The organism is Kibdelosporangium phytohabitans (genome assembly GCF_001302585.1).
Taxonomy (GTDB): Bacteria; Actinomycetota; Actinomycetes; order Mycobacteriales; family Pseudonocardiaceae; genus Kibdelosporangium; species Kibdelosporangium phytohabitans.
Genome location: NZ_CP012752.1, coordinates 6,240,167 through 6,265,383 on the forward strand (window position 1 = coordinate 6,240,167; position 25,217 = coordinate 6,265,383).

Below are 25,217 nucleotides of genomic sequence, written 5' to 3' on the forward strand. Positions count from 1 at the left end.
GGTCTTGTTCGGCGGTTCCAGGTCTGCGCTGGGCGTGCCGCAGGAAGGGGCTTGTCCCGGGTTTGCGGTGCGGCCAGCGGGAAGCTGGGCCGTCGAGAAGGCGTGTCACCGTTTCGGGACGGCTACTGGGTCCGGATGCCCGATGCCGTGAGCCGGGGAATCACTTCCTGGGCGAAGTAGCCGAGTTCGTCGGCGTAGTTGAGGAACGACAACCCGATTCCGTCGAAGCCCGCCTTGGCGAACGCGGCGATCGCACCCGCCACATCGTCCGGGTCGCCCACCAGCGGGCACGAACCGTGCCCGGCGGCGAAGCGGTGCCGGAAGGTCGCCAGCATCTCCCGCGTGAAAGACTGCGCGTGCAGTCCTTGCAGGCGCATGACTTCGTCCACCGCGGGCCAGTCGGCGCGTTCGTCGGCGTAGTAACGCAGGTAGTCCTCAGCTTCGGCACGGCTTGGCCTGCACACCACGTGCCCGATCGTCAGCACGCCCACTTCGCGGCCGTACGAGCGGGCTTCGGCGCGAATGGCGGCCACGACGTCGGCGCCGTCGTCCGGCCCCGCCACGACGGTGAAGGCCCGATCGGCGTTGCGCGCGGCGAACGAACGGCCCTGGGGTGAGGACCCGGCGTTGATGATCGGCACGCGGTTGCCGTTGTACGGCTTGGGCATGCCGACAACCCGGTCGAGCTGGAAGAACCGTCCACTGTGGTCGAACGGTGCCGCGCTCGACCAGATCCGGCGGACCACGTCCCACCATTCCTGCGCCAGCGAGTACCGGGTGTCGTGGTCGTCGGGCAGAGCGAGGCCGAACATCTCGTACTCGGGAGCGTGCCAGCCGGCGACGATGTTCAGGCCGATCCGGCCGGAACTGACGTGATCAGCCGTGGCCAGCTGCTTGGCCACGACGACCGGGTGATGGAACGCGGTGTGCACAGTGCTGTACACGCGGATACGCCGACTGTGCGCGAGCATGCCCGTCGCCCAGACCAGCGGGTCGAGGACGTTGCGCTGGAAATCGCTGTCACGGCCCCAGTCGGTCCAGCGGGCGACCGGCAGCAGGAAGTCGATGCCCACTTCGTCGGCCAGGCGGGCCAGGCGGAGGTTGTCCGTCCAGCTGCCCGACCACCGCTCCGGGGCCGTGGTGATCGCGAGACCCGATTCCGTGTTGGCCGAGAACAGACCGAGCTGAAACCCCATGGCCACTCCCCGCGTCGCCTGGCTGTCCCGTCCATCCTGTCGTGCGGGCACCACGGGCGCACTAGGTCGTTGGATGCAGCGGTCTGCGTCTCACGCTGGCGGAGCACGGCCCGCTGGCCTTCGGTGGCGGGCCGCGCTGGGAGCGTTCCCGGGTTCCCCCTGCGCGGCAACAGATCCGGCAACGACTCCATCGCTGGTCGAAAGTGTCGGGACTACTCGCCTAGGATGGCGCCATGGCCGACATGACCTCGGCTCGCACGGTTGCCGCCTCGACGACAGTCGTGGCGTCGATCACGGCTTTCGCGGCTGCCGTGCTCACCCTGTTGTACCTCGGGCTGGAGCACATCGACTTCATGTCCGTTCCCCAGGAGTTGACGCCCGGCGAACGCACAGTCACCTGGATCGCTTGCGGCGCGGCGATCCTCGCGCCGGTCATCGGCATCGTCGCGGCGCTGGGCGGAAAACTCCGGCGGTCGAGGACGGCTGACGCCATGGTGGCCATGCTCGCCGTCGGCGTGATCGCCAGTCTCCTGTCCATCCCGCACTCAGCCCCGGCAGGTGAGCCGTTGCCCGCTGACCGGCGCTGCCAGGAACACAGCGGTGGCGACACCCGATGCCCCGGCGGATGACGCGCGCTCACCGTTTGACGGCGACGACCGCGGTCCCCTGCGCGACCGCGCACAACTCGTCGTCGGAGTAGATCTCGCACCGGCAGGTGGCCCGTGACCTGCTGGACTGGATGACCTTGGCCTCGGCGCGCAGCGTGCGGCCGTCGGCTGGGCGTACGTAGTCGATGGTGAATCCCGCTGTGAGCAGCGCCGGTCCCAGGACCGACCCGGCGGCGAAGGTGAGCGTGTTGTCCGCCGCGTACGAGACCACGCCGCCGTGCAGGTATCCGTTCTGCTGGCGCAGGTCGTCGCGGGCATCGATCTCGATGATCGCCGCACCGTCGCCGAACGCCGTCAGCCTCGCCCCCACCAGCACGCTGAACGGTTGCCGCGCCAGACCGGCGCGGGCGTACTCGATGTCCATCGCGTTCCTCTCACTTCACTAGTGAAGTGAGGATGTGCTCCGGCTGGTTCTTTGTCAAGATCTGGGGTCATGGCGGACCAGCGGCTGTACTTCCTGCTCCAGCGAGCAGCTCACCAGATGCGGCTCGTGGCCGACCGGCTGTGCGTGAACTCCGCCGGGATCACCACCGCGCAACTGGGCGCGCTGTTCGCCGTGCAGGAACGGCCCGGGATCACGCAGCAGGAACTGGCGCACACGCTGGGGCAACGCGAGTCGGCGATCACGGCGATGGTCAGCAGGCTCGTCGAAGCCGGGCTGATCACCAAACGGACCCACCCCCGCCAGTACCGGGCGATCGCGCTCGATCTCACGCCCGTCGGCCGCAAGGCCCTCGACAAGGTCCGGCCGGTGATCGACAAGTTCAACGAGGAGATGCGCGCGGTGATCGGCGCGGGCACGTTCGACGCGACCGCCGAGGCGATGGCCAAACTCGACCGGTGGTTCACGGCGAACGAACCCGGCTGACCAGTTGCCGTGGACGTGGTCGTTGTGGTGCCGGAATCATCACGCGCGCACCCAGTCCCGTGACGGCGAACGCCGCCCTCCGGCGGAGAGCGGCGATCAGTACCGGTCAGTTGTGCACCAGTTCACCGGCCTGCTCGGCGTTCTCGGGCTTGCGGCGCAGCAGCACCATCCCCCCGACCGCGAAGACCACCACGAGCGCGGCCCCGATCCCGGCCACCGTGTGCAGGCCCGAGGTGAACGCCTCCCGCGCGACCGCGACCAGGTCCTGGGCGGCCGGGCCGGGCTGCTGTGCCGCCGACTCCAGCGCACCGGCCAGGCTGTCCGGCGTGCCGGCCGGGACCCCGCCGCGGTAGATCGCCGTGGCGATGCTGCCGAACACCGCGATCCCCATCGCGATCCCGAACTCGCCGCTGGTCTCCGACATCGCCGAGGCGGCACCGGCCTTCTGCGGCGGCACGGAGCTGACGACCATCTCGGTGCACAGCACGCCCTGCGGGCCCATGCCGAACGCGGAGACGCACAGGCCGACCACGACCACCACCAGCCCGCTCTGGCCTTCGGCCTGCGTGAACAGCAGGATCCCGACCGCGGCGACCAGCATCCCGAAGCCGAGCACGAACTCGGGCCGCAACCGCTGCGCCAGCTTCGGCGCGATCAGCGAACCGATCACGACCGCGACCGCCTGCGGCACCAGCCACAGCCCGGCCTCCACCGCGCTCAGCCCCGCCACCAGCTGCAGGTACTGGCTCACCAGCAGGAACAACCCGCCCATGGTGGTCGCGCCGACCAGCATGATCCCCAGTGCGGCGCTGAACTTGCGCACCTTGAACAGGCCGAGGTCGAGCATCGGCGCGGCCAGCGTCCGCTGCCGCCGCACGAACGCCGTGCCGACCAGCAGGCCCGCGACCAGCACGACGACGTTCACCACGCCGAGGCCGTCCTTGGCGATCTCCTTGAGGCCGTAGATGATCGGCAGGATCGCGCCGAGCGACAACGCCACGCTGGCCAGGTCGAGCCGTCCGGCGCCCTCGTCCTTGTACTCCGGCAGCAGCTTCGGCGCGGTGGCCAGCAGCAGCACCATCACCGGGACGGCCATCAGGAACACCGCGCCCCACCGGAAGTGCTCCAGCAGCACGCCACCCACGACCGGGCCGATCACCATGCCGCCCATGAAGCAGCTCATCCACACCGCGATCGCCGTGCCGCGCTGCTTGGCGTCCTGGAACATGTTGCTGATCAGCGCCAGTGTCGACGGCATCAGCGTCGCGCCCGCCACGCCCAGCACGGCACGGGCCGCGATGAGCATCTCCGGGCTGGTGGCGAAGGCCGCCGCGACCGAGGCCACCCCGAAGGCCGCGCCGCCGATCATCAGCAGTTTCCGCCTGCCCATCCGGTCGCCGAGGGTGCCCATGGTGACCAGGAACCCGGCGACCAGGAACCCGTAGATGTCGATGATCCACAGCAGCTGGGTGCTGCTCGGCCGCAGGTCGGCGGCCAGGTGCGGGACCGCCAGGTGCAGCACGCTCATGTCCAGCGACAGCAACAGCGTCGGCAGTGCCAGTACCGCCAGTCCCCACCATTCACGTCGTCCCGCGCGCATCGCCTGTCTCCCTCTGTCCGCTCTCACTTGTTCGTCACCCCTACGTCGATCCCGGTCCAGCCGGATCGACAGCAGCGCGCAAAAAGATTGAGAAAGTTTTTCCGAGGGAACCCGGCACGGACCGAGACCACCCGATGACAAGGAGTTCCCATGCGGCGGCTGATCGTCGTCCTCACGCTGGCAACAGCGGCCACCACCACGGCATGCGGAGGAGGTCAGCAGACTGGCGGAGCAGGCCAAGCGACCACGACGACGCCATCGTCCACCGCCGCCGCCCCCGACCGCGCCAAGGTCGCCTTCGCCGACGACATCTGCGGCGCGGTGGCGAAGTTCATCACGCCGGCCGCCGCGTTCCGCCCGGACACCAGCAGCCCGGCCGCCGCGATGAACTCGCTCAAGACCCAGCTGTCGTCCATGTCGACCGGGCTGGCCGATGCGGGCAACGACCTCAAGGACGCCGACACGGCGGGCGTGCCGGACGGGCAGGCGGCGGTCGACAAGCTGCGCACCACCTTCAGCCAGATGAAGCAGGCGGTCGACAACGCCAAGACCAAGCTGGACGCGGTGGATCCGAACAACCAGCAGGCCGTGACGACCGCGGTGCAGGACGCCACCAAGGAGATGGCGTCCTCGCTGGGCTCGATGCAGAACCCGATGGACTCGCCTGCCATGTCCGGGCCCGAGATGGAGGCGGCGGCCGAGCAGTCCGAGGAGTGCAAGAAGATCAAGCAGGTCGTCTCGAACCGGCAGACCGGGTCGTCCACCCCGACGTCCTGACCTATTTCGGTGCCCCGATGGCGAGGGTCCGCAGCTGCGCCAGCAGTTCGCTGCGGTTGGTGGCGCCCAGGCGTTGCCGGATCCTCGCCATGTGGTGCTCCACGGTCTTCGCGGAGATGAACAGCGTGTCGCCGATCTGCTTGTAGGTCATCCCGCGGACCACGAGTTCGGCGACTTCCTGTTCCCGGTCGCTGAGCGGGCTGGCCACGTCGGACGGTTGAGCGGGTTCGTGGACCTGGAGCTGACGGGCGCAGTCCAGCAAGCTGACCATCGCCTTGCGGTCACCGGTCCGCAGCGCCGCCTCGCTGGCCAGCCGACCGCTTTCCCACCAGTGCCCGGCGTCGCGCAGCCCCCTCGCGCACACCGTCACCTCGGCGGGCTCGACCTGGCCCGCGTACACGGCCGTCCAGCATCGCGCGGCACGCGCCAAGGCTGATCCGTACGGCGTCGGGTTGAGCTCCAGCGCCGAGACGTGTGGTTCGGCGGCGGCAGGGTTGTCGGTGAGGATCGCCGCGTGGACCGCGGCCCAGTGCACCGGCGCCGCCCACAGCGGCGGGTTGCCGAGCTTGTCCAGCAACGCGAAGGCGTCACGCAACAGCGGGCTGCCGTGGTCACGCAGCCGTGCGGACGCCAGGATCAGTTCGGTCACCGGCAAGAGCGTGAACAGGTCGACGGGATGCCGGAGCAGGCACGCGGTCGCCTGCGTCCATACGCGGCGCAAGGTCACGGTGTCGCCCGCTCGTCTGGCCAGGCCAGCCGCCAACGCGACGCTGAACAGCTCGTCACGGGGTTCACGGACGGCGAGGCCGTCCATGAGCTGAGTCGCTTGGCCGAGCTGGCCGCGTGCCATCCGGGTCCACGCGAGCAGCAGCCTGTGCCGCACACGCATCACGTCCCCGCCCATGCGCGAGGTCATGGCGTTCTCCAGCAGTGACGAAGCGATGCCGATCTCGCCGCGGTGCAGGGCCACGAGTGCGGCCAGCGCGGCCGGCGTGTCAGGCACCAACGCCTCCAGGCCCGCGGGTTCCAGCAACGCCGCCGCCTGCACGAGCAGGGACAGAGCCGCGGCCTGATCCCCCGAGACCGACTGCCGGACCCCGTCGGCCATCAGTGCCGCCGCGCCGTCTAGCGCGGTCGGCAGCCGATCCCGACGCGTGGGCGGCATGGCAGCGAACGACCCGACGGCGTACGAGGCGATCTGGGCGAACGCGGGTTCCCGCGCCCACGTGTACAGCTGGGCGCTGCGGGCCCACTGGCCCCGGTGCGCCAGGGCGGCGGCGCTGATCGAGGCACCGGCCCGGTTCTGGCTGAGGATCGCTTGGTCGGCCAGGCGCAGTGCGGTGCCGAGGTCCCCGGACAGCGCGGCGGCGTGCGCCCAATCGGCCACCACGTCGGCCAGCGGCTGCCCGGCGGACACGGCAGCGCCGAACATCTCGGCGGCGAGCGCGGAATCCTGCACTGTGGCTTCGTGCGCGGCCGTGGCCAGCACTGTGGCCACGGTGGATCCGATCGCGCCGCTGCCCAGCAGGGATCGCGCGAACGGCAGCACCGGTTCGGCGCGGTCGAGCTGGAGCTCGGCGAGCTGTTGCAGCACACCGAGGTACATCTCCGCGGGCACCACAGTGGACAGCGCCGCGCCGCACAGCGGGATCACGGTGCCGTCCGGGTTGACCAGACCGGTCGCCCTGGCGGCCCGCATCACGTCACCGACGCTCGTGCCGGGCATGCCGAGCAAGGCGATCAGCAGGTCGATCCGGTTCCCGAGGCCCGAGCGGGCCGCGATCAGGTACCGGACGACGTCCTCGTCGAGCACCTCCAGCTCGTAGCGCATCGCGCCGGACACCGCGGCGGTGACCTGGCCGCCGGTCTCGGCCAGCCGGACGGTCCACCGCGGCACACCGCCGGTCAGCGAGTGGATCGTCGCCGCGGCGGACGGGCAGATCCGCTGCACGTCGGCCAGTTCCCAAGTGGACAGCTGGGCCCGGTCGAGCGGTGCCATCAGCTCGGCCAGTTCCGGCGACCGCGGCCAGGGCCGGGAGGCGATCACCATTCGCGGGCACGGGACCTCCCGCAGCATCCGCAGTTGCGTGTCCGGCAACAGGTGCGCGTCGTCCACCAGCATGACCGCGCGGCGCCAGTCGTCCGCGCCCGTGGTCGGCCAGTCGGTGACCACCGGGACACCGGCGTCGCGGTAGGCCTGCCGCAGTTCACGCAACAGGCGCGTTTTGCCGTAACCACCGGGAGCCACCACCGCCAGTCGCAGCGGCGCCGACGGATCCGAAGTCACTTTGCCCGACAAGGTGTGCATATTCCCGCCAATCCGAGAATTGAGCACGAGTTTTCTATCGCACCGCATGCGAAGTCGCCATACCGCGATGCCCGATCGTAATCACGTCAACCGCGCGACCATGCCCTCGCACGTCCGGACAACCACCTGGGCGGTCTCCACGAATTGCCGCCCGGCCACGGGATTCTCGGCCCGCACACGCCATTGGCGCAGTGCGCGCAACGCGGCGGCTCGCAGCTTGCCTGGATCACCGCGCACACCCAATCGTGACGTGATCGTCGCGCCGTCACCACCAAGCAGGCGCTCGACCTCACCGGCCACATCGGACGGCAGCGGGATCTGGTTGGCGCGTACCGCGTCGAGCGTCCTCACCTCGACGAACTCGTGTGCGCCGGCCGTCAGGCGTTCCACCTCCGCCCGCAGCACCCGATCCCCGGCGCGCCGGAGGAAATCGTCGAGAAAAGCCAGCGCGGACCGCGCTTTCAGCACATGAGAACGTTCGCAGAATCGCGTGCCGATCTGGGTGCGCAGATCCGCGAGCCCGCTTCTGGTGACCAATTCGGCAGCGAGCGCGTCGCGGTCGGCGAAACCCTGCCGGACGAGCGTCACGCCCAGTCTGATGCCGAACAGGCCGAAGCGATCCAGCAAATCAGGTGCGGTCGATCGAATACGGTCGACTGAGAGCAATTGCGCGTCGATGTCGGCGCGCGGCCGGGACGCCAGATCGGTCAGCCGGTCCAGCTCGGACGGGGTCAGCGTCAACGCGGTCCGCGCCAGCAGTCCGGCGACCGGTACGACGGTCTGGCACACGCCACGCAGGCGTGGATCGGCGGTGTACCGGCGGGCGATCCGACGTGCCGAGGTCAGCGCGTCCAGCCTGCCGCCGCCGATCTCGTCCGCGTGCGTCAGGACACCGATCACGCTCTGGTCGCGTGCCTGCGCCGGGATGTGGACGTCCGGCGTGTGCGGGAACAGGTGGAGCACGGCGTCCGCGGTCGTGGCCGGTCCGATGTGGAACGACTGGTCCGTGAGGATCTCGCGGACGGTGGCCGCGCCCGGCCCGCCGGTGATCGCGATGGTCAGCGGCTCGCCCACGCCGGCCAGCGCGTCGTCGAGGCCGGTCTCGCCGGGGTGGGCGCCACGCGCCCGGCGCAACAGTCCGAGTACTCGCTGCTCCAGGTTCATGCCACCAACTCCCGTGCCACCCGTTCCAGGTCACGCACCCGCGCGAGCTCCGCGTTCAGGTCGCGGATGCGGGTTTTGCGTTCGGCCGCGGCGTCCACCAGTGCCCGGTGCACGTCCTCGGCGTGCGCGACGAAGTGGTCACGCAGCGTGCGCTGGATCTCGCGCAGCATGTCCCGGCTTTGCTTGCCGGCCTGGAAGATCACGTCGTCGACGTGTTTGCGCAGCGCGGCCTTCGACTCGGCCTGCCGCCGCTGCAACAGTCGTTTGCGTTCTTCCTGCACGGTCTTGCCGCCGAGCAGCAGCCCGGCGCCGATGGACAGCGGGTTGATCATGGCGACGCCGACGATCGTGCTGGCCATGCCGATCATCAGGGTGCCGCCGTACCCGCCGCGCATCCCGACGATCAGCCGCTGGCCGACGCCGAACTTCTCCCCCGCGGCCGGTTCGAAGTCGCCGACCGCGAGTTCGCCGGGCCGCCGGATCTCCGGCAGGGCGTGGTCGTCGCCGAACTGCTCGGCGACGTGCCCGGCCAGCCAGCGGGCGCGGGTCACCATCCACTCGAACGTCTCGGCCGTGCACTGCGCTTCCTTGCCGCGCAGCCATTCGGCGAAGTCGTCGCCGACCTTGGCCGGGTCGACGGCGTCCAGTTCGGCCTCGGCGACCTTGAGGACGTCACGCAGCCGGTCGCGCAGGTCGTGGTCGATGTCGGCGATCAGGTCGCTGATGCCGTCGTTGAGCACCTGCTGCCAGCGGATCCCGCGCTGCTCGGCATCGGCGGCGCGCAACGCGGCCACCTCGGCGGTCATGGTCGCTGTCAGGTCACCTGTCGCCGCCAGCACCTCGTGCGCGGCGACACGCCGTGTGACTCGTTCCGCGTCCAGTTCGGCCCGCAGGACGGCGATCAGCGCGGGGAATCCGGACTCGTCGTTCAGGGCGGTGTCCGCGGTCGTCATCGCGTGCCACCGCAGTTCCGACGACACCGGGACCACCGGCAGACCGGTCGCGGCCTCGGTGGATTCGGCGACGTCACGCCAGCCGGGATACAGGTCCACCTTGGACAGTACGCACACGACGATCGGCGCAAGGGCCCGTGCCTGGTCGATCATGTCCAGTTCGGCCTGGGTGCAGGGGCCCGAGGCGTCGGAGACGATCAGGATCGCGTCGGCCGGTTCGAGAACCGGGCTGTCCACGAGGGTCAGCCCGCGCAGGATGCCGCTCGGCAGTCCGATCTCGACAGTGTCGGCCGGTCGTGCGGCAGGAGCCGGGCCGGGCGTGCCGGCATAGCGCACGACGGTGGTCCTGGGCGGTGTGGTGTCGTCGGCGACCGGGCAGGCCGACGCGCCGACCAACGCGTTCACCAGGCGGCTCTTGCCCTGTTTGAACCCGCCCGCCACCAGCACCCGGACCTCCGGGGACAGGGCCCGCGCCCGGCTCTGGCGGAGCCGGGCGGCCAGGTCGTCGCGATGGTAGGCCTCGGCCGCCGTGATCGCGGTGCCGATCACTTCGATCACGGTCGACATGCTTCCTCCTCGCGTGGGAACACCTTCAGCACGGACACCGCTACGGAGCGATGACGAGAGTGTCGTTGTGGGACGCGACGTCCGTGTGCGTGCTGAGGTCGTTGTTCGAGTTGACGTCGTTGTGCGAGGCGACGTCGTTGTGCGACCCGATGTCGTCGTGCGAATCGATGTCGTTGTTGGAGTTGATGTCGTTGTTGGAGTTGACATCGTTGTGGGAACCGACGTCGTCGTGCGAATCGATCTGGTTGTTGGAGTTGACCGCGGTCGTCGTCGTGGTCGTTGTCGTGGTGGTGTTGTGCGAGTCGACGTCGTTGTGCGAGTTGACGTCGTTGTTGGACGCGATGTCGACGTCGACGTCGTTGTGCGAACCGATGTCGTCGTGCGAGTCGGAGTCGTTCTGGGACACGGATCCGCCCGTCCCCGCGACGGCGACTTCGCCCGACCCGAAGTTGTGGACGTTCGCGTGTGTGGAGTTGTCGTCATTGGACCCAGTGGCGTTACCGCCGACCGCCACCGCGGCGCCGTCGTCCGCGTCGATGTCGCCGGTGTTCACGTCGTCCACGTCGTCGCCTGCCGCGACCGCGCGCTCTCCGGACGCGACCACCGGGTCGTTGTCGAACATCTGGAAGACGTCGCCGTGCGCCCAGATGTTCTGGTTCACGGAGTTGTCGAGCACCGTGTTGTGGCTGTCGTTGTAGACGTAGGTGTTGGTGATGTAGTCGAACTGCCGCACCACGGAGTGCAGTCCGGGCTCGCCGGGCACCGGATACGGTGACGGCGGTGGCGGGACGACCATCACGTGGTTGTTGCCGGTGTCGTAGGACCGGTCCAGCGACACGCGGCTGTTGTCGATCACGAGCGGCAGCACGTCGGCGACGTCCTCGGCGCAGAGCCCGTCGAAGCCGTGCTTCGCCAGTGTCGCGGCGGGATCGTTGTGGAACTCCTGCTGGAACTCGGGGTCGCGCAGCAGGGAGAGGATGAATTCGAGCAAGCTCGTCATGGCTGTTCCTTTCTCAGTGGACCGGGGAAGGCCATCAACGTAAGGACTTCGGCGGCGTGTGCCCATCGGGGCGGATCACCCGTTCGCCTCCGGCCCGATCCCCCAACGCCGAAGCCGGGTATAGGGGAATTCCCCTCGTTCGGGTCGTGGTGGCTAACACCCGCGACCGGTGGGCGATCACACGCACGCCCCCTGCCTGAGGAGGAATTGGTATGCCGTATCGACTCGGGATCGACCTCGGCACGACGTTCACAGCCGCGGCGATCTGCCGTGAGGCTCCGGACAGGACTGTCCACAGAGAACTCTTCACCCTCGGCACGAGAACCGCCGACGTGCCGTCCGTGTTGTTCATCGGGCCGGACGCGGTGCTGGTCGGCGCGGCCGCGGAGCGTCGGGCGGTGACCGATCCGGAACTGGTGGTGCGGGAGTTCAAAAGACGCATCGGCGACGAGGTACCGATCCTGGTCGGCGAAACCCCGCACGAGGCACACGATCTGGCGGCCAGCCTGGTGGAGTGGGTGGTCGACAGGGTTGTCGAACGTGAGGGCGAACCACCGGACGCCATCGCCGTCACCCACCCGGCTTCGTGGGGCCCGCACCGCACAGCCCTCCTGCGGGACGCGTTGCCCGGCGACGTCGTGCTGCTCACCGAGCCTGAGGCCGCTGCCACGCACTACGCGTCGGCCGCGCGCGTCCCCACGGGCGCCACGATCGCCGTGTACGACCTCGGCGGCGGCACTTTCGACGCGGCGGTGGTCCGCAAGACCGACAGCGGTTTCGAACTGCTGGGCAATCCGCACGGTCTCGACCGTGTCGGCGGCGTCGATTTCGACGACGCGATCGTCTCGCACGTGCTCGGCTCCGCGCCGGACTGTGGTGACGGCCTGGCCATGGCCCGGTTGCGCCGGGAATGCACCGAGGCCAAGGAAGCGCTGTCGGCAGACTCCGAGGCGATCATCCCGGTGCTGCTGCCCGGCACAGCCGGCCGGACACGACTGACTCGTGCCCGGTTCGAGTCGCTGATCTCCCCCATCCTCGCGGACACCGTGGACGCGCTGGGCCGGGCGATCACGTCGGCCGGGCTGTCCGGCGAGGAGGTCGACGCGGTCCTGCTGGTCGGCGGATCGTCACGGATCCCGCTGGTGGAGGAGATGATCTCGGCGAGGCTGGGCCGCCCGGTCGCCGTGGACACCGATCCCAAAGGTGTCGTCGCCCTGGGCGCGGCACTGGCCGCCCACCGGTCCGTGGTGTCCGATGCGGACAGTTCGGTCCCGGTGCCACGCAGGCCGGATCACGGCTGCGTCCCGCCGCGGCTGACCAGGCCGCGCAGGCGGCTGCGGCGCACGAAGGTCTTCCTCGGCACGTTCATCATGCTCGTGCTGGCCTTGGCGGTGATCCCGTCGCCGTTCACCGCCGACACCTCACCCCCGGCGAGGAACAACTCGACTCCGGCCCAGGCCGAGCGATCAGGAGCCCAGGCCAACAACCCGGCACAACCGGGAACCACCAGGAAGCGCTCCACACCCGGGCGTCCCAGCGACCGCACTGCCCCTGATCCGACCAGCGACAGCAGCGCCACCACACCGGCAACCAACCAGGCGCCCGCAGCGCCCCCCGCCACTGGGCGCACGGCAGAACAGCGAAGCGCGACCGAATCGGCGACCACGCCGCACGCCACAGCAGCCGCGGACACACCGACAGGGTCGGCTCCTGATGACGACGGTCCCACTGCGGCAGCGGAACCACCGCCGCCACCGCCAGCCGAGCCGACGACCGCCGACGTCCCGCCGCCGACCACCGAGGAGCCGCCACCCGCTCCGGTGGAACCAGCCCCGAGCACGCAGGCGACCGAACCGTCCCCCACCACATCCGGCTAGACCACCGTGCACTCGACCGTCCGCGGAGAGCCGGGTCCGGGCACCGAAGTGACCGGACCCGTGCTGTCATTCCACTAGCTGACCGCGGTGAGGTTTCCGTCGCTGCCGGCCAGGCACCGCGCGCTGCCCGATCCACTCCGGACGAACTGCGTGATGCACCCACCCAGTTGGGCGTGGGCGGCAGCGTTGGGGTGGAACGATTCCTGCGCCAGGTGGATGCCGACCGCATCCAGCCCGCCGAACACCAACGCGTACGGATCCACTGTCACCCGGCGCTGCCACTCCCGTGACGCGTCGCCGCCGCCGCTGCATGCCTCACGGTTCTCGGTGGCACGGGAGAAGTCCAGGAATCGCACGCCGGCACGGCTGGCCACGCCGCGCAGTGCTTCGTTGAACTGCGGCACGGCCTCCGTGCGGCCGTACTTGCCGTCGGCCAGCTTGAAGGGGCATCCCTGCGGGCCGTGCAGCAGCGGGTCCATCTTCTCGGTGAGCGGGGAGGCGTAGGACGTCAGCACCAATGCGTACGAGGAATCCGCATATCCGGCTTGCCGCATCGCTGATCGGACGTCCGCGAGCGCGGTTTCCACGCGCGGTGCCATCGCGACCAGCCGTGCCGGCCATTGCTGGCGCAGCCGCGGTGCGCAGCCCGGACTGAATGGGTTGAACCATTCCTTGATGCACGAGACCACAGTGTCCGCGAACGCCGGTTCGTCATTCGCGCCGACTTGGACGACCACCGTGGTTACCCGGTTCAGCTTGGCTATGTCGATCAGGCGTTTCGCCTGCGATCCCTCGGTGTAGTGGGTGGTGTCCGCCAACGAGACGTTCGCGGAGTCGGCGCCGGAGCACGCCAGGTTGAACGTGCGGTCGGCGAGCTGGGTCCGGTGGATCATCGAGCGGGTCGAGCGGTGGCACCAGTTGCCGTTCTCGCCCCGGGTGCCGGGTTCGTAGTCGCCGGCGCCTTCGCCGGACATCGCGCTGTCCCCCAGGGAGACAACCGCCGTCGGCCGGGTGTCGGCCACGGCCTGTGTGGGCATCACCAACGCGCCCACCAACGCGGACACAAGTCCGATTTTCCACCTGTGTAACGGCATCCGTCCACGGTACGAGCCGAACGCGGCAGCCTCGATCAGCCGAACGGGTCTTGGACGCGCCGGTGATCCACTGCTAGCGTGTCCGTGACAAACTAACCAACTGTGATCGCCTGACGAAAACCCAGATGAACCATTGCGTGACAATCTGAAACCAACCTAAACTCACATCTTCCTTTGGCGAGCGCGGGTGGGTGAATTCCGCCATGAGCGACAGCAGTCAGCTCAGTGGTTTGTTCTTCGGGGGCTGGGGCGATTACCAGACATGGGCCGACCACGATTTCCAGTTGCGTTCGTCGGTGAAGAAACCGGTGGTGACTCGAGACAAGCGGGCATCGGACCAACCGGTGACCCAGCCGTACATGGAGCCGGTCGACCCGGACGACCCGCCATTCGAGGAGCCCGTCGACGACGCCGAGCCGCGCACGCTCGTGCGCCCGTACACCCGCACAGGCGGCCGGACCCGCCCGGTGCACACGCTCGAACTCGAGACGCTGCTGTCGTACTCACCCGGATGGCAGCGGGACCTGACTACGTTGCGTGCCGACCACCGGGCGATCTGCGTGGCCTGTGAGACCCCGCAGTCGACCGCCGAACTCGCGGTCCGGCTCGGACTGCCGCTCGGCGCCGCCCGCGTGCTGATCGCGGACGTGGTCGAACTGGGCCTGATCCACGTGCACGAGCTCGAGCTCGTGGACAACCGGCCCTCCATGGACCTGCTGGAGCGAGTCCACGCGGGGCTTCTCCGCCTTTAGGCTGACCCCGCCGGTCATCGCGCCGCACAGCGCGAGGACCAAGGACAGCGCCACCAGCGGAGCCCGTTTCCCGGCGAGCGACGCCAACGCGGTCGCGATCGCACCCACGGACAACACGAGCGCCGCGACGATCAGCCCGTCGGTCACCTTTCCGTAGATCAGGACGAACGCGATCGTGACGATCGCGAGCACCACGCACAGCAGCGCGGACCACGTTCTCGCGAGGTTGCGCACCGAATTGCCGACGGTTTGAGTCACGATTTCCCCTAATATCACCCGTGATACTGCACGGAGTTGAAAACGTGCATCGCCCACGCGTGTTCCGATTCCGACGGGTCGTCGTGAATGAACACGACCCGCAGGGCCGCCCCCGGCCACGCCACGAAGCAATACACCTCGCTCTGCCGCTTGCCGTCAACCGTGTTCACGAGCCAGAAGCAGTACCGCACCTCGACGCCGGTTTCCTGCCTGCTCGACTGGCCGACCGGCACCTCCGGCGCGCCGTCGAGCAGCGCGTTGAGGAAGTCCTCGGCCGGGCGGTCGCGCCGGTCGCTGAACTGGTCGATGTGGACAGTGCGGCCGTTGCCGGTGAACGTCAGCGTCCCGCTTTCGACGCGAGCGGTCATTCCCGCTGTGCGCTCGACGCTCCAGTTGCCACCGATGGATTCCCGGAAGGTCACCGGCAGCGCGACGCCGAAGAAGCTCAGCACGTAGTCGCGGTTCCACGTCTCGGTCAGCACCCGGTGCAGCAGCGGGTGATCGGAGGCGTCGATGTACGGGATCTCGGCGGCGTTGCGCACCACGGCCGTCAGTGGTGCGTCGAAGATCTCCTCGCCCCACGGCTTGATCACGTTGGCGAAGGTCCCGTGCAGAACGAGATCCTCGTACGCGTCGGCGTCCCACACCGACGCGGCGTGGTCCAGGTCGGCGTCGCTGACCTTCATCCAGGCGCCGAACACCATCGTGACGTCCTCGGTGAGCGCGATCGGCAGCAGGCAGCGGACGAACGCCCCCACCCCGTCGACGCGCAGCAGCCCGGGTTTGACGCCGTGTACCGCGTCCTGCGGCATGTCGATCGCGGCTTCCGGCCGGTAGAGGCGGAAATCGATCTGGCCGCTGGTGGTGACGGCGTGGCCGCAGCAGCCGCATCGCTCCGGCGCCCACGGCCGCCACGGCAGCGCCTCGCGCCACCCGTCCCGCCCGGCCGCCCACTGCGCGATCACCCGTGAGACCAGCTCGTGCGCGGCGAACTCGTTGTCCCGGTTGACGACGGCGGTGAAGTGCGACTCCGGTCCGCCGTCGCGGTACTCGATGTCGTAGTAGTCCAGTTCGTCACTGATGCGCAGCTGGATGTAGTACTGGTCGTTGGGTGCGCCGACCCGGTCGACGATCATGTACTGGTGTCGCAGGTTGAGCTCGCTGATCAGGTCGAACAGCTGCTCGTCGGAGGGGTCGGTCCACGCCTGGTCCAGCCCATCCACCCGTACCAAGATCCGCTGTGCCACGCCCGCAACACTATCGGAGTCACCGCGGGGCGGTGGCCGCTTCCCACGGCCACCGGCCCTGCTGGGCGGCCTCGAGGATCTGGATCGCTGTCAGCGACTCGTCCGAGCACCCGTGGAAGGTCAGCCACGGCGGCTCCGGTTCCGAGTACGTGCAGGAGTTGGCGTAGTCGGTTGTCCACCATCTGTAACAGGCGACCGTCTCCGGCAGGTCGATGGCCTGCGGGGCCGGGGCGTGATCGGTGACATGGATCAGGCGATCGTGGCCGGCGAACCGGGCCCGCAGGATCTCGTCGAGCCTGGCGCGCGGTTGCCAGCAGTCGGTCGTCTCCCAGCGCGTCACCCCGTGCAGCGGCGACTCGCCGGGAATCACCTCGAACGGCTTGCCGTCACGGGCGTACACGTCGGCGTGGAGCACAGGTGAGCAAGCGTCAGCCCGTACGCCACATCCTCGTAGTCGTACTGGTCGATCACGATGAGCGTGCGACCCGGGATCCGGGGCAACGCCGCCGTGCTGTGCCCGGCGCCGTCCGCCAACGGCCAGCGCCGGTGTCCCACCGCTCGTTGCGCGGCGATGAACCGCATGGGCCGCACGCCGGACGCCTGCACCTCCTCCCGATCGGAGATCCGCTCGGCCACCGCCATCGCCGTCCGGAATGGAATCCCGGCCCAGTCGAACCGCCGGAGGTTCGCGAGCAGCTGCGGCAAGGACATGTCGGCTGTGCGCCGATCCCACTCCGCCGGGCCGAGGTCCTGTAATCGTCGTCTGCCCGGCATGACCCAGCGCGGCTGCGTGGAGACCGTGCGCGCCTTCGGGTGAGTCAGGGCGATCACGTCCCGCAGGCGCAGAGGCAGCGGCGGCTGCAGGCGCTTGGTGTCCCTGCGTGCTGCCAGGAAGGCGGGCACGGTCGCGTCGAAATCCGCCACCGGCGGTCCGGCCGCCATTCGTTCGACCGCGTCCGCGATGCCGCGTTTCACCGGTTTCGGGACTCGTGGTCCGTACATGCCGATCCAGTACCCCAGTAAGCGCCCGGGGTCGTCGGCGTTGCGCAGCACCGAGCCGACGACCTGCCGGGACATCCCGTTCTGACCGCCGGCGGTGCGTTCCGCCACGAAGTGCGCGGCGCCCACCAGCGCCGGGTAGCGCATCGAGGTGCTGCCCCGCAGCCAGCCGAGGAACGCGGCCGTCCAGTCGGGATCCTGTCGCGTGGCCGCCCGGACCAGCGTGCGGAACCGGTCGCGAACCGGCTCCGACCACAGGAAGTACGCGTCCCGGTACCCGATCATGCTCATCGTCGCCGCGACGAGCTCCAGCATGTCCCCTCCCCCGTGGTGCTTTCGGGCCTGCGGGCAGCGGATCCGAGGTTGGCGGGCACGGGCCGGATCTGTGGCCAGCCGTGAGCATCCGTTGCGGTGCCCGACCTCTGCCGTAGTTCAACCGCACCCCGTGCACCGGACCTGCTGCCCGCAGGCGAGCCAAAAGCTAGCAGAGGGGTCCGACAGAACCGCTCGGATCAGCGCAGAGCCGCGACGACACGCTCGGCGGTGGTCACGCTCGACTGCGGGTTCTGGCCGGTGATCAGCGTGCCGTCGACCACGACCGTGTCCGACCACGGCGCACCGACCTCGACGACCGCGCCGAGTTCGCGAAGCCGGGTCTCGACGAAGTACGGCGTGTTCTCCCCGGTCCCGCCGCCCAGCTCCTCGGCGTTGCTGAACACCGTCAGCCGCTTGCCGGAGAACGCGAAGTCACCGTCCTGCGCTGTGCTCAGCAACGCCGCCAAACCGTGGCACAGCGCGGCGACGACCACACCCCGCTCGTTGGCCGCACGCAGCAAGCGGGACATGTCCGCGTCCACGGCCAGGTCGGCCATCGGGCCGTGGCCGCCGGGGATGTGGATGGCGTCGTAGTCGTCGATCGAGACATCGGCGAGGGCCAGTGGCGTGGCCAGTTGGTCGGCGATGCCGTCGAGGTAGCCGGTGAACGGCGCGGTCATGCTGTTCCGGTCGGGCGGTGGCTGCACGCCGCCCGGGGTGGCGATGCCGACGTCGATTCCCGCCGTGGTGAGCACCTGGTGCGAGGCGGCGACCTCTTCGGCCCAGAACCCGGTGGGATGTGTGGTGCCGTCGGCCATCACGAGTGCGCCCGCGCCCGTCAGCACCATCAGAACCCTGGCCATCAGTGTGTTTCCCTTCGTTGTCAGGTGATCACGACAACGGCCATTCCATCAGGAATCATCCAGTAAGCTCGACTGTGCCATAAATTTTCTTATGAGTGAGGTGTTGCGTGCCGAACCTCGACCTGCTTGTCACGTTCTTGGCGATCCACCGCACCGGGTCGCTCACCGCCGCCGCGGCCCGGCGCGGGCTGACCCAGCCCGCGGTCAGCGGCCAGCTGGCGAAGCTGGAACAGGAACTGGGCAGGCAGTTGTTCGCCCGCGCGGGCCGTGGCGTGGTGCCCACCGCCTACGCCGACGATCTGGCCGCCCGGGTCGGCCCGCACCTCGACCAGCTCACGGCCGAACTCGGCCCGGACGCCACGGCCGCGGGCACGGTCCGGCTCGCGGGCCCAGCCGAGCTGATGACCGCGCGCATCCTGCCCACCCTGGCCCCGCTGACCGCGCGCGGACTGCGGCTGCGGGTGACGCTCGGCGTCGCCCAGGATCTGCTGAAAGCCCTGGTCGACGACCAGGTGGACATCGTGGTGTCGGCGATCCGCCCCAAGCGCGGGACCGTCGCCGCCACCACGTTCGTCGACGAGGAGTTCGTCCTGGTCGGACCGCCCGCGCTGGCGCGCACGGTGAACGCGCGGCAACTGGCGGAGGAACCGGTGAAGGCGTTGGCGCACTTGCCGTTGGTCGCCTACGACGACGACCTGCCGATCATCCGCCGCTACTGGCGCAGCGAGTTCGGCCGCAGGCCGCCGAACGCCACGTCCGTGACGGTGGCGGACCTGCGGGCCGTGCTCGCGGCGGTGGTCGCCGGTGCGGGTGTGTCGGTGTTGCCGCGCTACATCGCCGAACCGGCGCTCACCGCCGGGTCCGTGGAGGTCCTGCACCAGGCCCAGGTTCAGCCGTTGAACACGCTGTTCCTGGCCACGCGCGCGGACGGCCTGACCGACCGGGCGACCGCGCTCGTGCACGATCACCTCAAGGCACGCGCGGGAGCGTGGGCGCCCTCTAGAAACCCAGCTGGTCCAGCAGGAACGTGAGGACCTCGGCACGGGTCTCCGTGGCGATCACCGGGTCGAGGCTGCCGTGCCCGGCGTCCTTCCAGATCCGCAGGAGAACCGGGTGGCCGCTGGTCGACGCGTGCCGCAGAGCGGCGGTGAACTTCCGGCCCCGCACGGGCGGGCAGCCGATGTCGTGCTCCCCGAGCACCTGCAGCACAGCCGGATACGCCACGTCCGGCCGAACGTTGTGGTACGGCGAGTACGCGGCGAGAACCCTGGCGTCGGCGGGATCGTCGGGATTGCCGTAGTCCTTGGCGTACACCGCCCGAATGGCCTCCGCACCCTCCACACCGGACAGCGGCTCGAGCACGTCGAGCACGGGAACCTGCGCGACAACAGCACGCCACAGGTCCGGCTGCTGGGTCACGGCGACGCCGGCGACCAGGCCGCCGTTGGAGGCACCGTGGAACGCCAGTGTGCTCGCGATACCCCGCGCGATCAGGTCCTCGCCGACCGCACGCAGGTCGTCGAAAGCGTTCTGCTTGTGCTCCCTGCGACCAGCTTCGTACCAGTCGCGGCCGTATTCGCCGCCACCGCGCAGGTTGGCGCGGACATAGATCCCGCCTGCCCGCACGAACGGCGTGTTGTCGCCGAGGAACACCGGCAGCCACGGGATGTTGAAGCCGCCGTAGGCGTTGACCAGCGCCGGTTTCCCGCGGTTGCCGTCCGGTCCGGCGAGGACGAAGTACGGGATGCGCGCGCCGTCCTTCGAGGTGGCGAAGAACTGCTCGACCGTGATGCCGTCCAGTTCGCGACCGGCCTGGCGGACCTCGAGGCTCAGATCGGCCACGTCGAGCTGGTACAGCGTGTCCGAGGTGGTGAATGTGTTGGCGTAGAAGGTGAAGCGGTCCGCGCGCGGCCGGACGCGGTCGAGCACGAGCCCGTAGGACGCGCTGGCGGGCGGCAGCGGGGCCGTGCCGATCAGTGTGCCGTCGGGTTCGTGGACGCTGATGTCCAGCGAGACGTCTTTGAGTGCCGTGACGATCAGCCGCCCGTCCACGATGTCCAGCGACCGGAGCACGCGGTCGCCCGCGGCGATGATCTCGGTCCAGGTTTGCCGGTCGGTCGACGTGGCGACCGGGATCGCCACGACCCGGCCACGTGGCGTGTCCGTGACGATGGCCAGGTAGGTGTCGTCGTCCAGCCAGACGCCGTGCAGTTCCTCGGTGAAGTCGCCCGGCGCGAACCGCCGCCACTGGCCGGTGGTCAGGTCGCCGATCACCGAGGCGACATATTCGTGCGGCACGGTCACCCCGAGCACGAACCGGCCGGACGGCGACACCTGCGGCGTGAGACCGAGAGCGGTCGGTGAGACGTCCCCGGACTCGAACACCGCATCGGGATGCCGTACGGCGTCGTCGGTCACGGCGGCGAACCGCAAGGCGTGCCGCCCGTCCGGCGCACGGCCGTGCAGGAAGAACCCGGTGCCGTCCGGAAGCCATTCGGCGCGCAGCATGTTGCCCTGCATCGTGAGCTCGGCGATGTTCCACAGGTGCCCGGTTTCCACCTCCACGACGCCGTAGTGACCGAACGGCTCGCCACCCGCGGCGTGGCTGAACGCCACACGCCGTCCGTCGGGTGACGGAATCGCGTAGAGCAGCGTCGTCGGCCGCCCGTCGCCCCGGCGTGCGGTCAGTTCGGCGGCGTCGATGAGGACACGGTCATCGACGAGCAGTGCCTGTGCCGTCCCCTCCTCGTTGCGCCCGATCCGGAACTCCTTGCCGGCGATGGCCAGTGGCGCGCCCAGTGCCCCGTCCACGCCGGATGGCAGGTCCCGCACGGCTTCCAGGATCGGGCCGAAGTGCGGGGACGACCTGATCGCGGTGACGGCCTGGTCGACTTGGCTGTCCTGCCAGCGCCGCACTTCCTCGGTGTCCGCGTTGAGCCAGTCGTAGGGATCGGTGAAGGTCACTGCCCCGATCGTCTTGCTGACCGGCCGCCGCGGCGTCTCGATGCTTCTCACTCTGTCCCCCACTTGAGATGTTAACGTCATCCGGATGATGTCATCATCTTGGATTTGGGCATGCCTGAGTGTCAAGCCAGTCCGGATCCCGGCGACCTCAGAGGCTGGCGGGCGCGCTCCCGAATCCCCGCAGCAGCGTGTCCACGATCAAGGTGGTCAGGGCATCGACGTCCGCGTCAGCGGTTCCGCCCTGGGTCACCTCGTGGATGAGCGCGTAGTAGCAGCGCCGCGCCCACTCGACGTCGACGTCGGCCCGCAGCAGCCCGGTTGCCCGCGCCCGCCGGAAGAGCCGGTCGCACTTCTCCACCACCTCGGCGTGCACCTGAGCGATGTCCGGCTCCGCGGAGGCGCCGGCACGGGTCATGGCGAAGCCCCAGCCGATCTTGACGCGCAGCACATCGGCGGTGACGCGGTAGAGGACAACCAGGGGTGGGGCGGTGTCGGACAGCGCGCCGTCGACAGCGGCGGCGAACTGCTCCGTCGCCCATCGAGTCAACGCGTCGACAAGGGCCTCACGTGTGGCGAAGCGCCGGTGAACGGTGGTACGAGCAACGCGCGCGGCCTCCGCGATCTGTTCCATCGTGGCCGTGGGATCGCCCGAGAGCACGCGTTCCGCTGCTTCCAGGATCGTGCGCACGGTCCGTTCGGCGTCGGCGCGCAGCGGCTTGCCGCCGGCTCGAAGGGGGTGCGTAGTCACTCGAAAACACTACATCACGGTATCTCAACTGACCCGACTTGCAACATTGGTGTTGCAAGTTATAGCGTTGTCGCATCGTCAAAGACGCAACAAGGAGGTGTGGGATGGATCTGCAGTTGAGTGGACGTACCGCCGTGGTGACCGGAGCCAGCCGGGGAATCGGCCTCGCCACCGTCGCGGCACTGCGAGGTGAGGGCATGCGCGTGGTCGCGGCCGCACGCACAGTGCCACCGGAACTCAAGGACCTCGGGGCGATCGTGATCCCGATGGACCTGACCTCGGCCGACGGACCGGCCCGGCTGATCGAGGCAGCACAGGCGGAACTCGGCGAGCTGGACGTGCTCGTCAACAACGTGGGCGGCGGCGACGGCGAAGCGACGGGCGGATTCCTGTCCTTCGACGACGGGCAATGGGACGAGATCTACGGCCTGAACCTCTTCGCAGCGGTCCGCACAACCCGGGCCGCGTTGCCCAGCCTGCTGCGGCGCGGCGGCGCCATCGTCAACGTCTCCTCGAACGGTGCACGGATCCCGCACGCCGGGCCGGTTCCGTACACGACAGCGAAGGCAGCACTGACCGCGTTCGGAAAGGCCCTCGCGGAGGAGTTCGGCCCCCAGGGCGTGCGCGTCAACACGGTGTCCCCCGGCCCGGTGCGCACGGCGATGTGGGAATCACCCGACGGCTACGGCGCCCAGCTCGCCACGTCACTCGGGCTCACACGTGAGCAACTCGTGGCCGGGCTGCCCGCGACGATGGGCATGACCACGGGACGCCTCGTCGAGCCCGCGGAAGTCGCCGCACTGATCGCGTACCTCGCCTCACCACTCGCGGCAAGCACCACGGGAACCGACCACCTCATCGACGGCGGCGCGACCAAAACAGCCTGACCGGCCAGTCCGAAAATGGTTGCGCAGCACGGATACCGTGCTGCCGTGCCGGAGTGCTTCACCACGACGGCAAGCCCTTGGCTACGCGGTTTTCTCGCGCAGAACAGCCCTCGCCCGGCTACACCGGGTCGGTTGCTCGCACGATCCTCAGGTGGATCTCGTGCTCATCAGGGCACTGGTGGCCGTCGACCGGACACAGGTTCTCCTCGCTGGTGGAACAGCAGGGAGCATGGCCTCGGTCTCGTCGGCACACATCGTGCACGGCCGCTGGAAAGCCAGGTTGATCTCAAGCGGGCAGGTTCCCCGCAGAACGCTGTCGCCCACGACGAATCACGGCAGCACACCAGGTGCACGATGTCGTCGGGTTCGGAGATGAGCTGGTAGCCGCCGTCGGCCTCGGCCCGATCGACAGGCGCGGCGCCCGGGATAGCTGGCTGCGCGGTCATACGGCACAAGCACAGTCACCTCGCCACGCACCCGCTTGAACGCGGCACTGCGAGCGGAATTACTGCCATACCGCCTTTCCTCGCCACCGACCCCACGGCCGCCTCCGGTTCACGAAGCAAATCGCCTCACCACCCACGGTGGGCACACGCCGGCCGGAAGGCGTGTGCGTCGTGAAAGAGCAATGAAATGGGCAGGTGGAAGAATCCGGCCACTGTCGCGGCTGAGAGGGAATGCGCGTGAGTCAGGTGGAGGATCCTGTTCCATCGGTGCAAGCGGTCGAGCCGGATGCCGTCGTGGCCGGACCGAAGCGCAGGTGGGGCATGCTGCTGTCCGGTTTCGTGGCCGGCGTGGTCGTCGGCACCGGAGCCGTCGGGCTGACCTGGGCGTCCACGGGCAGCGGCGGCGACCCGGCTGCCGGTGTGGACGGGGACGCGGCGACGGCGTGCAGTCTCGTTCGCAGGACTGGGAGTATGTCGGCGGGATCGCAGCTGGACTTCGACCAGTTCGGCCGGTGGAGTTCGGCGAGCGCGTTGATGCAGAGCGCCAGTCACGACAACGTCCGGTACAAGCCGCTGGCGAATGCGCTCGCCAGGACCGTCGAGATCGTGGCGGCGACGTACAAGGCCGAGGGCGCGGAGTTCGAGGAGCACGTTCGGCAGGCGCGTGCTCTCTGCGCCGGTCTCTGAGCGGCGGCTACCGCGGGGCTGGCTGTCACGACCCGACCGGGTCAGCGTTGATCCGCCAGGTGTGCCCGGGGAGACACGCCACGCACCCGCTTGAACGCGGCGCTGAGAGCGAAACTGCTGCCATACCCGACTTTCCTCGCCACCGAACCCACGGTCGCCTCCGGTTCACGGAGCAAGTCGGCCGCCAGAGCCAGGCGCCAGTCGGTCAGGAACGCCATCGGCGACTCCCCCACCAGCTCGGTGAACCGCCGAGCGAGCGTCGCCCGCGAAACACCGGTCGAGTCGGCCAGCGACGCCACGGTCCACGGGTGCGCGGGGTCGTTGTAGATCATCCGGAGTGCCGCCCCCACAACGGGATCGCCATGCGCCCGGTACCACGGCGGTGTCTCGGCGTCCTGCTGGGCGAACCACGCTCGCAGGACCGTGATGAGGACCAAGTCGAGCAGGCGGTCCAGGACGACCGCCTGCGCCGGTTCGTCCTTGACGATCTCGTCGGCCAGCACCGGGATGATCGGCGACTCCCACCGGCCCGACGGCACGATCAGCATGGGTGGCAAGGCATCCAGCAGCCGTCGGCTCACCTCGCCGGACATGTGGTACGTGCCGATCAGCATCATCGTGTCGCCGTCGACGTTGTCGCCCCACGTGCGGACGCCGAGGCCCAGCTTCTCCTCCAGCGGTTCGCCGTGCAGCGTCGTGCAGCGGTCGCCGGGGTGGATCACGACTTGCGGTGGTGTTCCCGGGTCGTCGGCGACGATGTACGGCGTGGTGCCGCGGGCGATGACGACGTCGCCGGTGTTGACTTTGACCGGTGAGTCGTCGCCCGCGATGACCCAGCCGCTGCCGCGCACCATCGTGACCAGGGCGAGCGGGGCTTCGTCACGGACGTGGATGCTCCACGGCGGGTCGAGGACGACCTTCATCAGGAACGCGCCACGGGCGCGCGGGCCGTCGAGGAGGTTGGCGAGTGCGTCCACTC

Annotated in this window: 23 protein-coding genes; 8 read left to right on the top strand and 15 right to left on the bottom strand. The window is 69.2% G+C overall.

Annotated elements, in window-relative coordinates; translation table 11 throughout:
• Positions 1–122 precede the first annotated feature (122 nt).
• Positions 123–1,196 (bottom strand): LLM class flavin-dependent oxidoreductase, encoded by a 1,074-nt coding sequence (locus tag AOZ06_RS28275; protein WP_054292174.1) that lies wholly within the window; start codon positions 1,194–1,196, stop codon positions 123–125.
• A 233-nt stretch (positions 1,197–1,429) separates the two neighbouring features.
• Between AOZ06_RS28275 and AOZ06_RS28280 the strand changes: the two genes are divergently transcribed.
• On the top strand, positions 1,430–1,825 hold the full coding sequence (locus AOZ06_RS28280; RefSeq protein ID WP_054292175.1) for a hypothetical protein: 396 nt from the start codon (positions 1,430–1,432) through the stop codon (positions 1,823–1,825).
• A 7-nt stretch (positions 1,826–1,832) separates the two neighbouring features.
• Here AOZ06_RS28280 and AOZ06_RS28285 read toward each other — a convergent pair whose 3' ends face one another.
• Positions 1,833–2,228: a PaaI family thioesterase gene (locus tag AOZ06_RS28285; protein WP_054292176.1), complete on the bottom strand. Its 396-nt coding sequence runs from the start codon at positions 2,226–2,228 to the stop codon at positions 1,833–1,835.
• Between the two features lie 69 nt (positions 2,229–2,297).
• Between AOZ06_RS28285 and AOZ06_RS28290 the strand changes: the two genes are divergently transcribed.
• Positions 2,298–2,732, top strand: coding sequence for a MarR family winged helix-turn-helix transcriptional regulator (locus tag AOZ06_RS28290; RefSeq protein ID WP_054292177.1), 435 nt, complete (start codon positions 2,298–2,300; stop codon positions 2,730–2,732).
• A gap of 106 nt (positions 2,733–2,838) precedes the next feature.
• On the opposite strand, the gene AOZ06_RS28295 is transcribed toward AOZ06_RS28290, so the two are convergent.
• Positions 2,839–4,332: an MFS transporter gene (locus AOZ06_RS28295; protein ID WP_054292178.1), complete on the bottom strand. Its 1,494-nt coding sequence runs from the start codon at positions 4,330–4,332 to the stop codon at positions 2,839–2,841.
• A gap of 150 nt (positions 4,333–4,482) precedes the next feature.
• Here AOZ06_RS28295 and AOZ06_RS28300 point away from each other — a divergent pair, with 150 nt between their 5' ends.
• Entirely contained in the window at positions 4,483–5,109 is a 627-nt protein-coding gene (locus tag AOZ06_RS28300) for a hypothetical protein (RefSeq protein ID WP_054292179.1), read from the top strand.
• Between the two features lies 1 nt (position 5,110).
• Here AOZ06_RS28300 and AOZ06_RS28305 read toward each other — a convergent pair whose 3' ends face one another.
• The 4 genes from AOZ06_RS28305 to AOZ06_RS28320 all read right to left on the bottom strand — a co-directional run bounded on the left by AOZ06_RS28305 (position 5,111) and on the right by AOZ06_RS28320 (position 11,101).
• Positions 5,111–7,396 carry a helix-turn-helix transcriptional regulator gene (locus AOZ06_RS28305; protein ID WP_236951767.1) on the bottom strand — a complete coding sequence of 762 codons (2,286 nt, stop codon included), beginning with the start codon at positions 7,394–7,396 and terminating at the stop codon, positions 5,111–5,113.
• 102 nt (positions 7,397–7,498) lie between these two features.
• Complete coding sequence (locus AOZ06_RS28310) at positions 7,499–8,581, bottom strand: hypothetical protein (RefSeq protein WP_054292181.1); 1,083 nt, start codon at positions 8,579–8,581, stop codon at positions 7,499–7,501.
• Positions 8,578–10,101 (bottom strand): hypothetical protein, encoded by a 1,524-nt coding sequence (locus tag AOZ06_RS28315; RefSeq protein WP_054292182.1) that lies wholly within the window; start codon positions 10,099–10,101, stop codon positions 8,578–8,580. Before AOZ06_RS28315 ends, AOZ06_RS28310 begins: the two co-directional genes overlap by 4 nt.
• Before the next feature lie 40 nt (positions 10,102–10,141).
• Positions 10,142–11,101, bottom strand: coding sequence for an IniB N-terminal domain-containing protein (locus AOZ06_RS28320; protein WP_054292183.1), 960 nt, complete (start codon positions 11,099–11,101; stop codon positions 10,142–10,144).
• 212 nt (positions 11,102–11,313) lie between these two features.
• Between AOZ06_RS28320 and AOZ06_RS28325 the strand changes: the two genes are divergently transcribed.
• Positions 11,314–12,978: an Hsp70 family protein gene (locus tag AOZ06_RS28325; RefSeq protein ID WP_054292184.1), complete on the top strand. Its 1,665-nt coding sequence runs from the start codon at positions 11,314–11,316 to the stop codon at positions 12,976–12,978.
• Positions 12,979–13,052: 74 nt separating this feature from the next.
• On the opposite strand, the gene AOZ06_RS28330 is transcribed toward AOZ06_RS28325, so the two are convergent.
• The gene (locus AOZ06_RS28330) at positions 13,053–14,042 is read right to left on the bottom strand and encodes a GDSL-type esterase/lipase family protein (RefSeq protein WP_236951768.1); all 990 of its coding nucleotides are present in this window, start codon (positions 14,040–14,042) and stop codon (positions 13,053–13,055) included.
• A 233-nt stretch (positions 14,043–14,275) separates the two neighbouring features.
• Here AOZ06_RS28330 and AOZ06_RS28335 point away from each other — a divergent pair, with 233 nt between their 5' ends.
• Positions 14,276–14,824: a DUF742 domain-containing protein gene (locus AOZ06_RS28335; protein WP_054292186.1), complete on the top strand. Its 549-nt coding sequence runs from the start codon at positions 14,276–14,278 to the stop codon at positions 14,822–14,824.
• Between the two features lie 272 nt (positions 14,825–15,096).
• Here the strand turns inward: AOZ06_RS28335 and AOZ06_RS28340 are convergent, their stop codons facing one another.
• The 4 genes from AOZ06_RS28340 to AOZ06_RS28355 form a co-directional block, all read right to left on the bottom strand.
• Entirely contained in the window at positions 15,097–16,329 is a 1,233-nt protein-coding gene (locus AOZ06_RS28340; RefSeq protein ID WP_054292187.1) for a DUF2199 domain-containing protein, read from the bottom strand.
• Between the two features lie 19 nt (positions 16,330–16,348).
• Positions 16,349–16,744 (bottom strand): hypothetical protein, encoded by a 396-nt coding sequence (locus tag AOZ06_RS28345; RefSeq protein ID WP_054292188.1) that lies wholly within the window; start codon positions 16,742–16,744, stop codon positions 16,349–16,351.
• Positions 16,696–17,643 carry a hypothetical protein gene (locus AOZ06_RS28350; RefSeq protein WP_054292189.1) on the bottom strand — a complete coding sequence of 316 codons (948 nt, stop codon included), beginning with the start codon at positions 17,641–17,643 and terminating at the stop codon, positions 16,696–16,698. Before AOZ06_RS28350 ends, AOZ06_RS28345 begins: the two co-directional genes overlap by 49 nt.
• 197 nt (positions 17,644–17,840) lie before the next feature.
• Entirely contained in the window at positions 17,841–18,506 is a 666-nt protein-coding gene (locus AOZ06_RS28355) for a type 1 glutamine amidotransferase domain-containing protein (RefSeq protein ID WP_054292190.1), read from the bottom strand.
• Positions 18,507–18,613: 107 nt separating this feature from the next.
• Here AOZ06_RS28355 and AOZ06_RS28360 point away from each other — a divergent pair, with 107 nt between their 5' ends.
• Positions 18,614–19,537, top strand: a complete 924-nt coding sequence (locus AOZ06_RS28360) for a LysR family transcriptional regulator (RefSeq protein ID WP_054292191.1) — start codon at positions 18,614–18,616, stop codon at positions 19,535–19,537.
• Here the strand turns inward: AOZ06_RS28360 and AOZ06_RS28365 are convergent.
• Entirely contained in the window at positions 19,506–21,521 is a 2,016-nt protein-coding gene (locus tag AOZ06_RS28365) for a prolyl oligopeptidase family serine peptidase (protein ID WP_054292192.1), read from the bottom strand. The two genes, AOZ06_RS28360 and AOZ06_RS28365, sit on opposite strands and share 32 nt — an antisense overlap.
• 97 nt (positions 21,522–21,618) lie before the next feature.
• The gene (locus AOZ06_RS28370; RefSeq protein WP_054292193.1) at positions 21,619–22,218 is read right to left on the bottom strand and encodes a TetR/AcrR family transcriptional regulator; all 600 of its coding nucleotides are present in this window, start codon (positions 22,216–22,218) and stop codon (positions 21,619–21,621) included.
• 104 nt (positions 22,219–22,322) lie between these two features.
• Between AOZ06_RS28370 and AOZ06_RS28375 the strand changes: the two genes are divergently transcribed.
• Both AOZ06_RS28375 and AOZ06_RS28380 read left to right on the top strand, forming a co-directional pair.
• Positions 22,323–23,105, top strand: a complete 783-nt coding sequence (locus AOZ06_RS28375; RefSeq protein ID WP_054292194.1) for an SDR family NAD(P)-dependent oxidoreductase — start codon at positions 22,323–22,325, stop codon at positions 23,103–23,105.
• Positions 23,106–23,788: 683 nt separating this feature from the next.
• Positions 23,789–24,238 carry a hypothetical protein gene (locus AOZ06_RS28380; RefSeq protein ID WP_157233294.1) on the top strand — a complete coding sequence of 150 codons (450 nt, stop codon included), beginning with the start codon at positions 23,789–23,791 and terminating at the stop codon, positions 24,236–24,238.
• Between the two features lie 41 nt (positions 24,239–24,279).
• Here AOZ06_RS28380 and AOZ06_RS28385 read toward each other — a convergent pair whose 3' ends face one another.
• Complete coding sequence (locus AOZ06_RS28385; RefSeq protein ID WP_054292196.1) at positions 24,280–25,215, bottom strand: AraC family transcriptional regulator; 936 nt, start codon at positions 25,213–25,215, stop codon at positions 24,280–24,282.
• Positions 25,216–25,217: the final 2 nt, after the last annotated feature.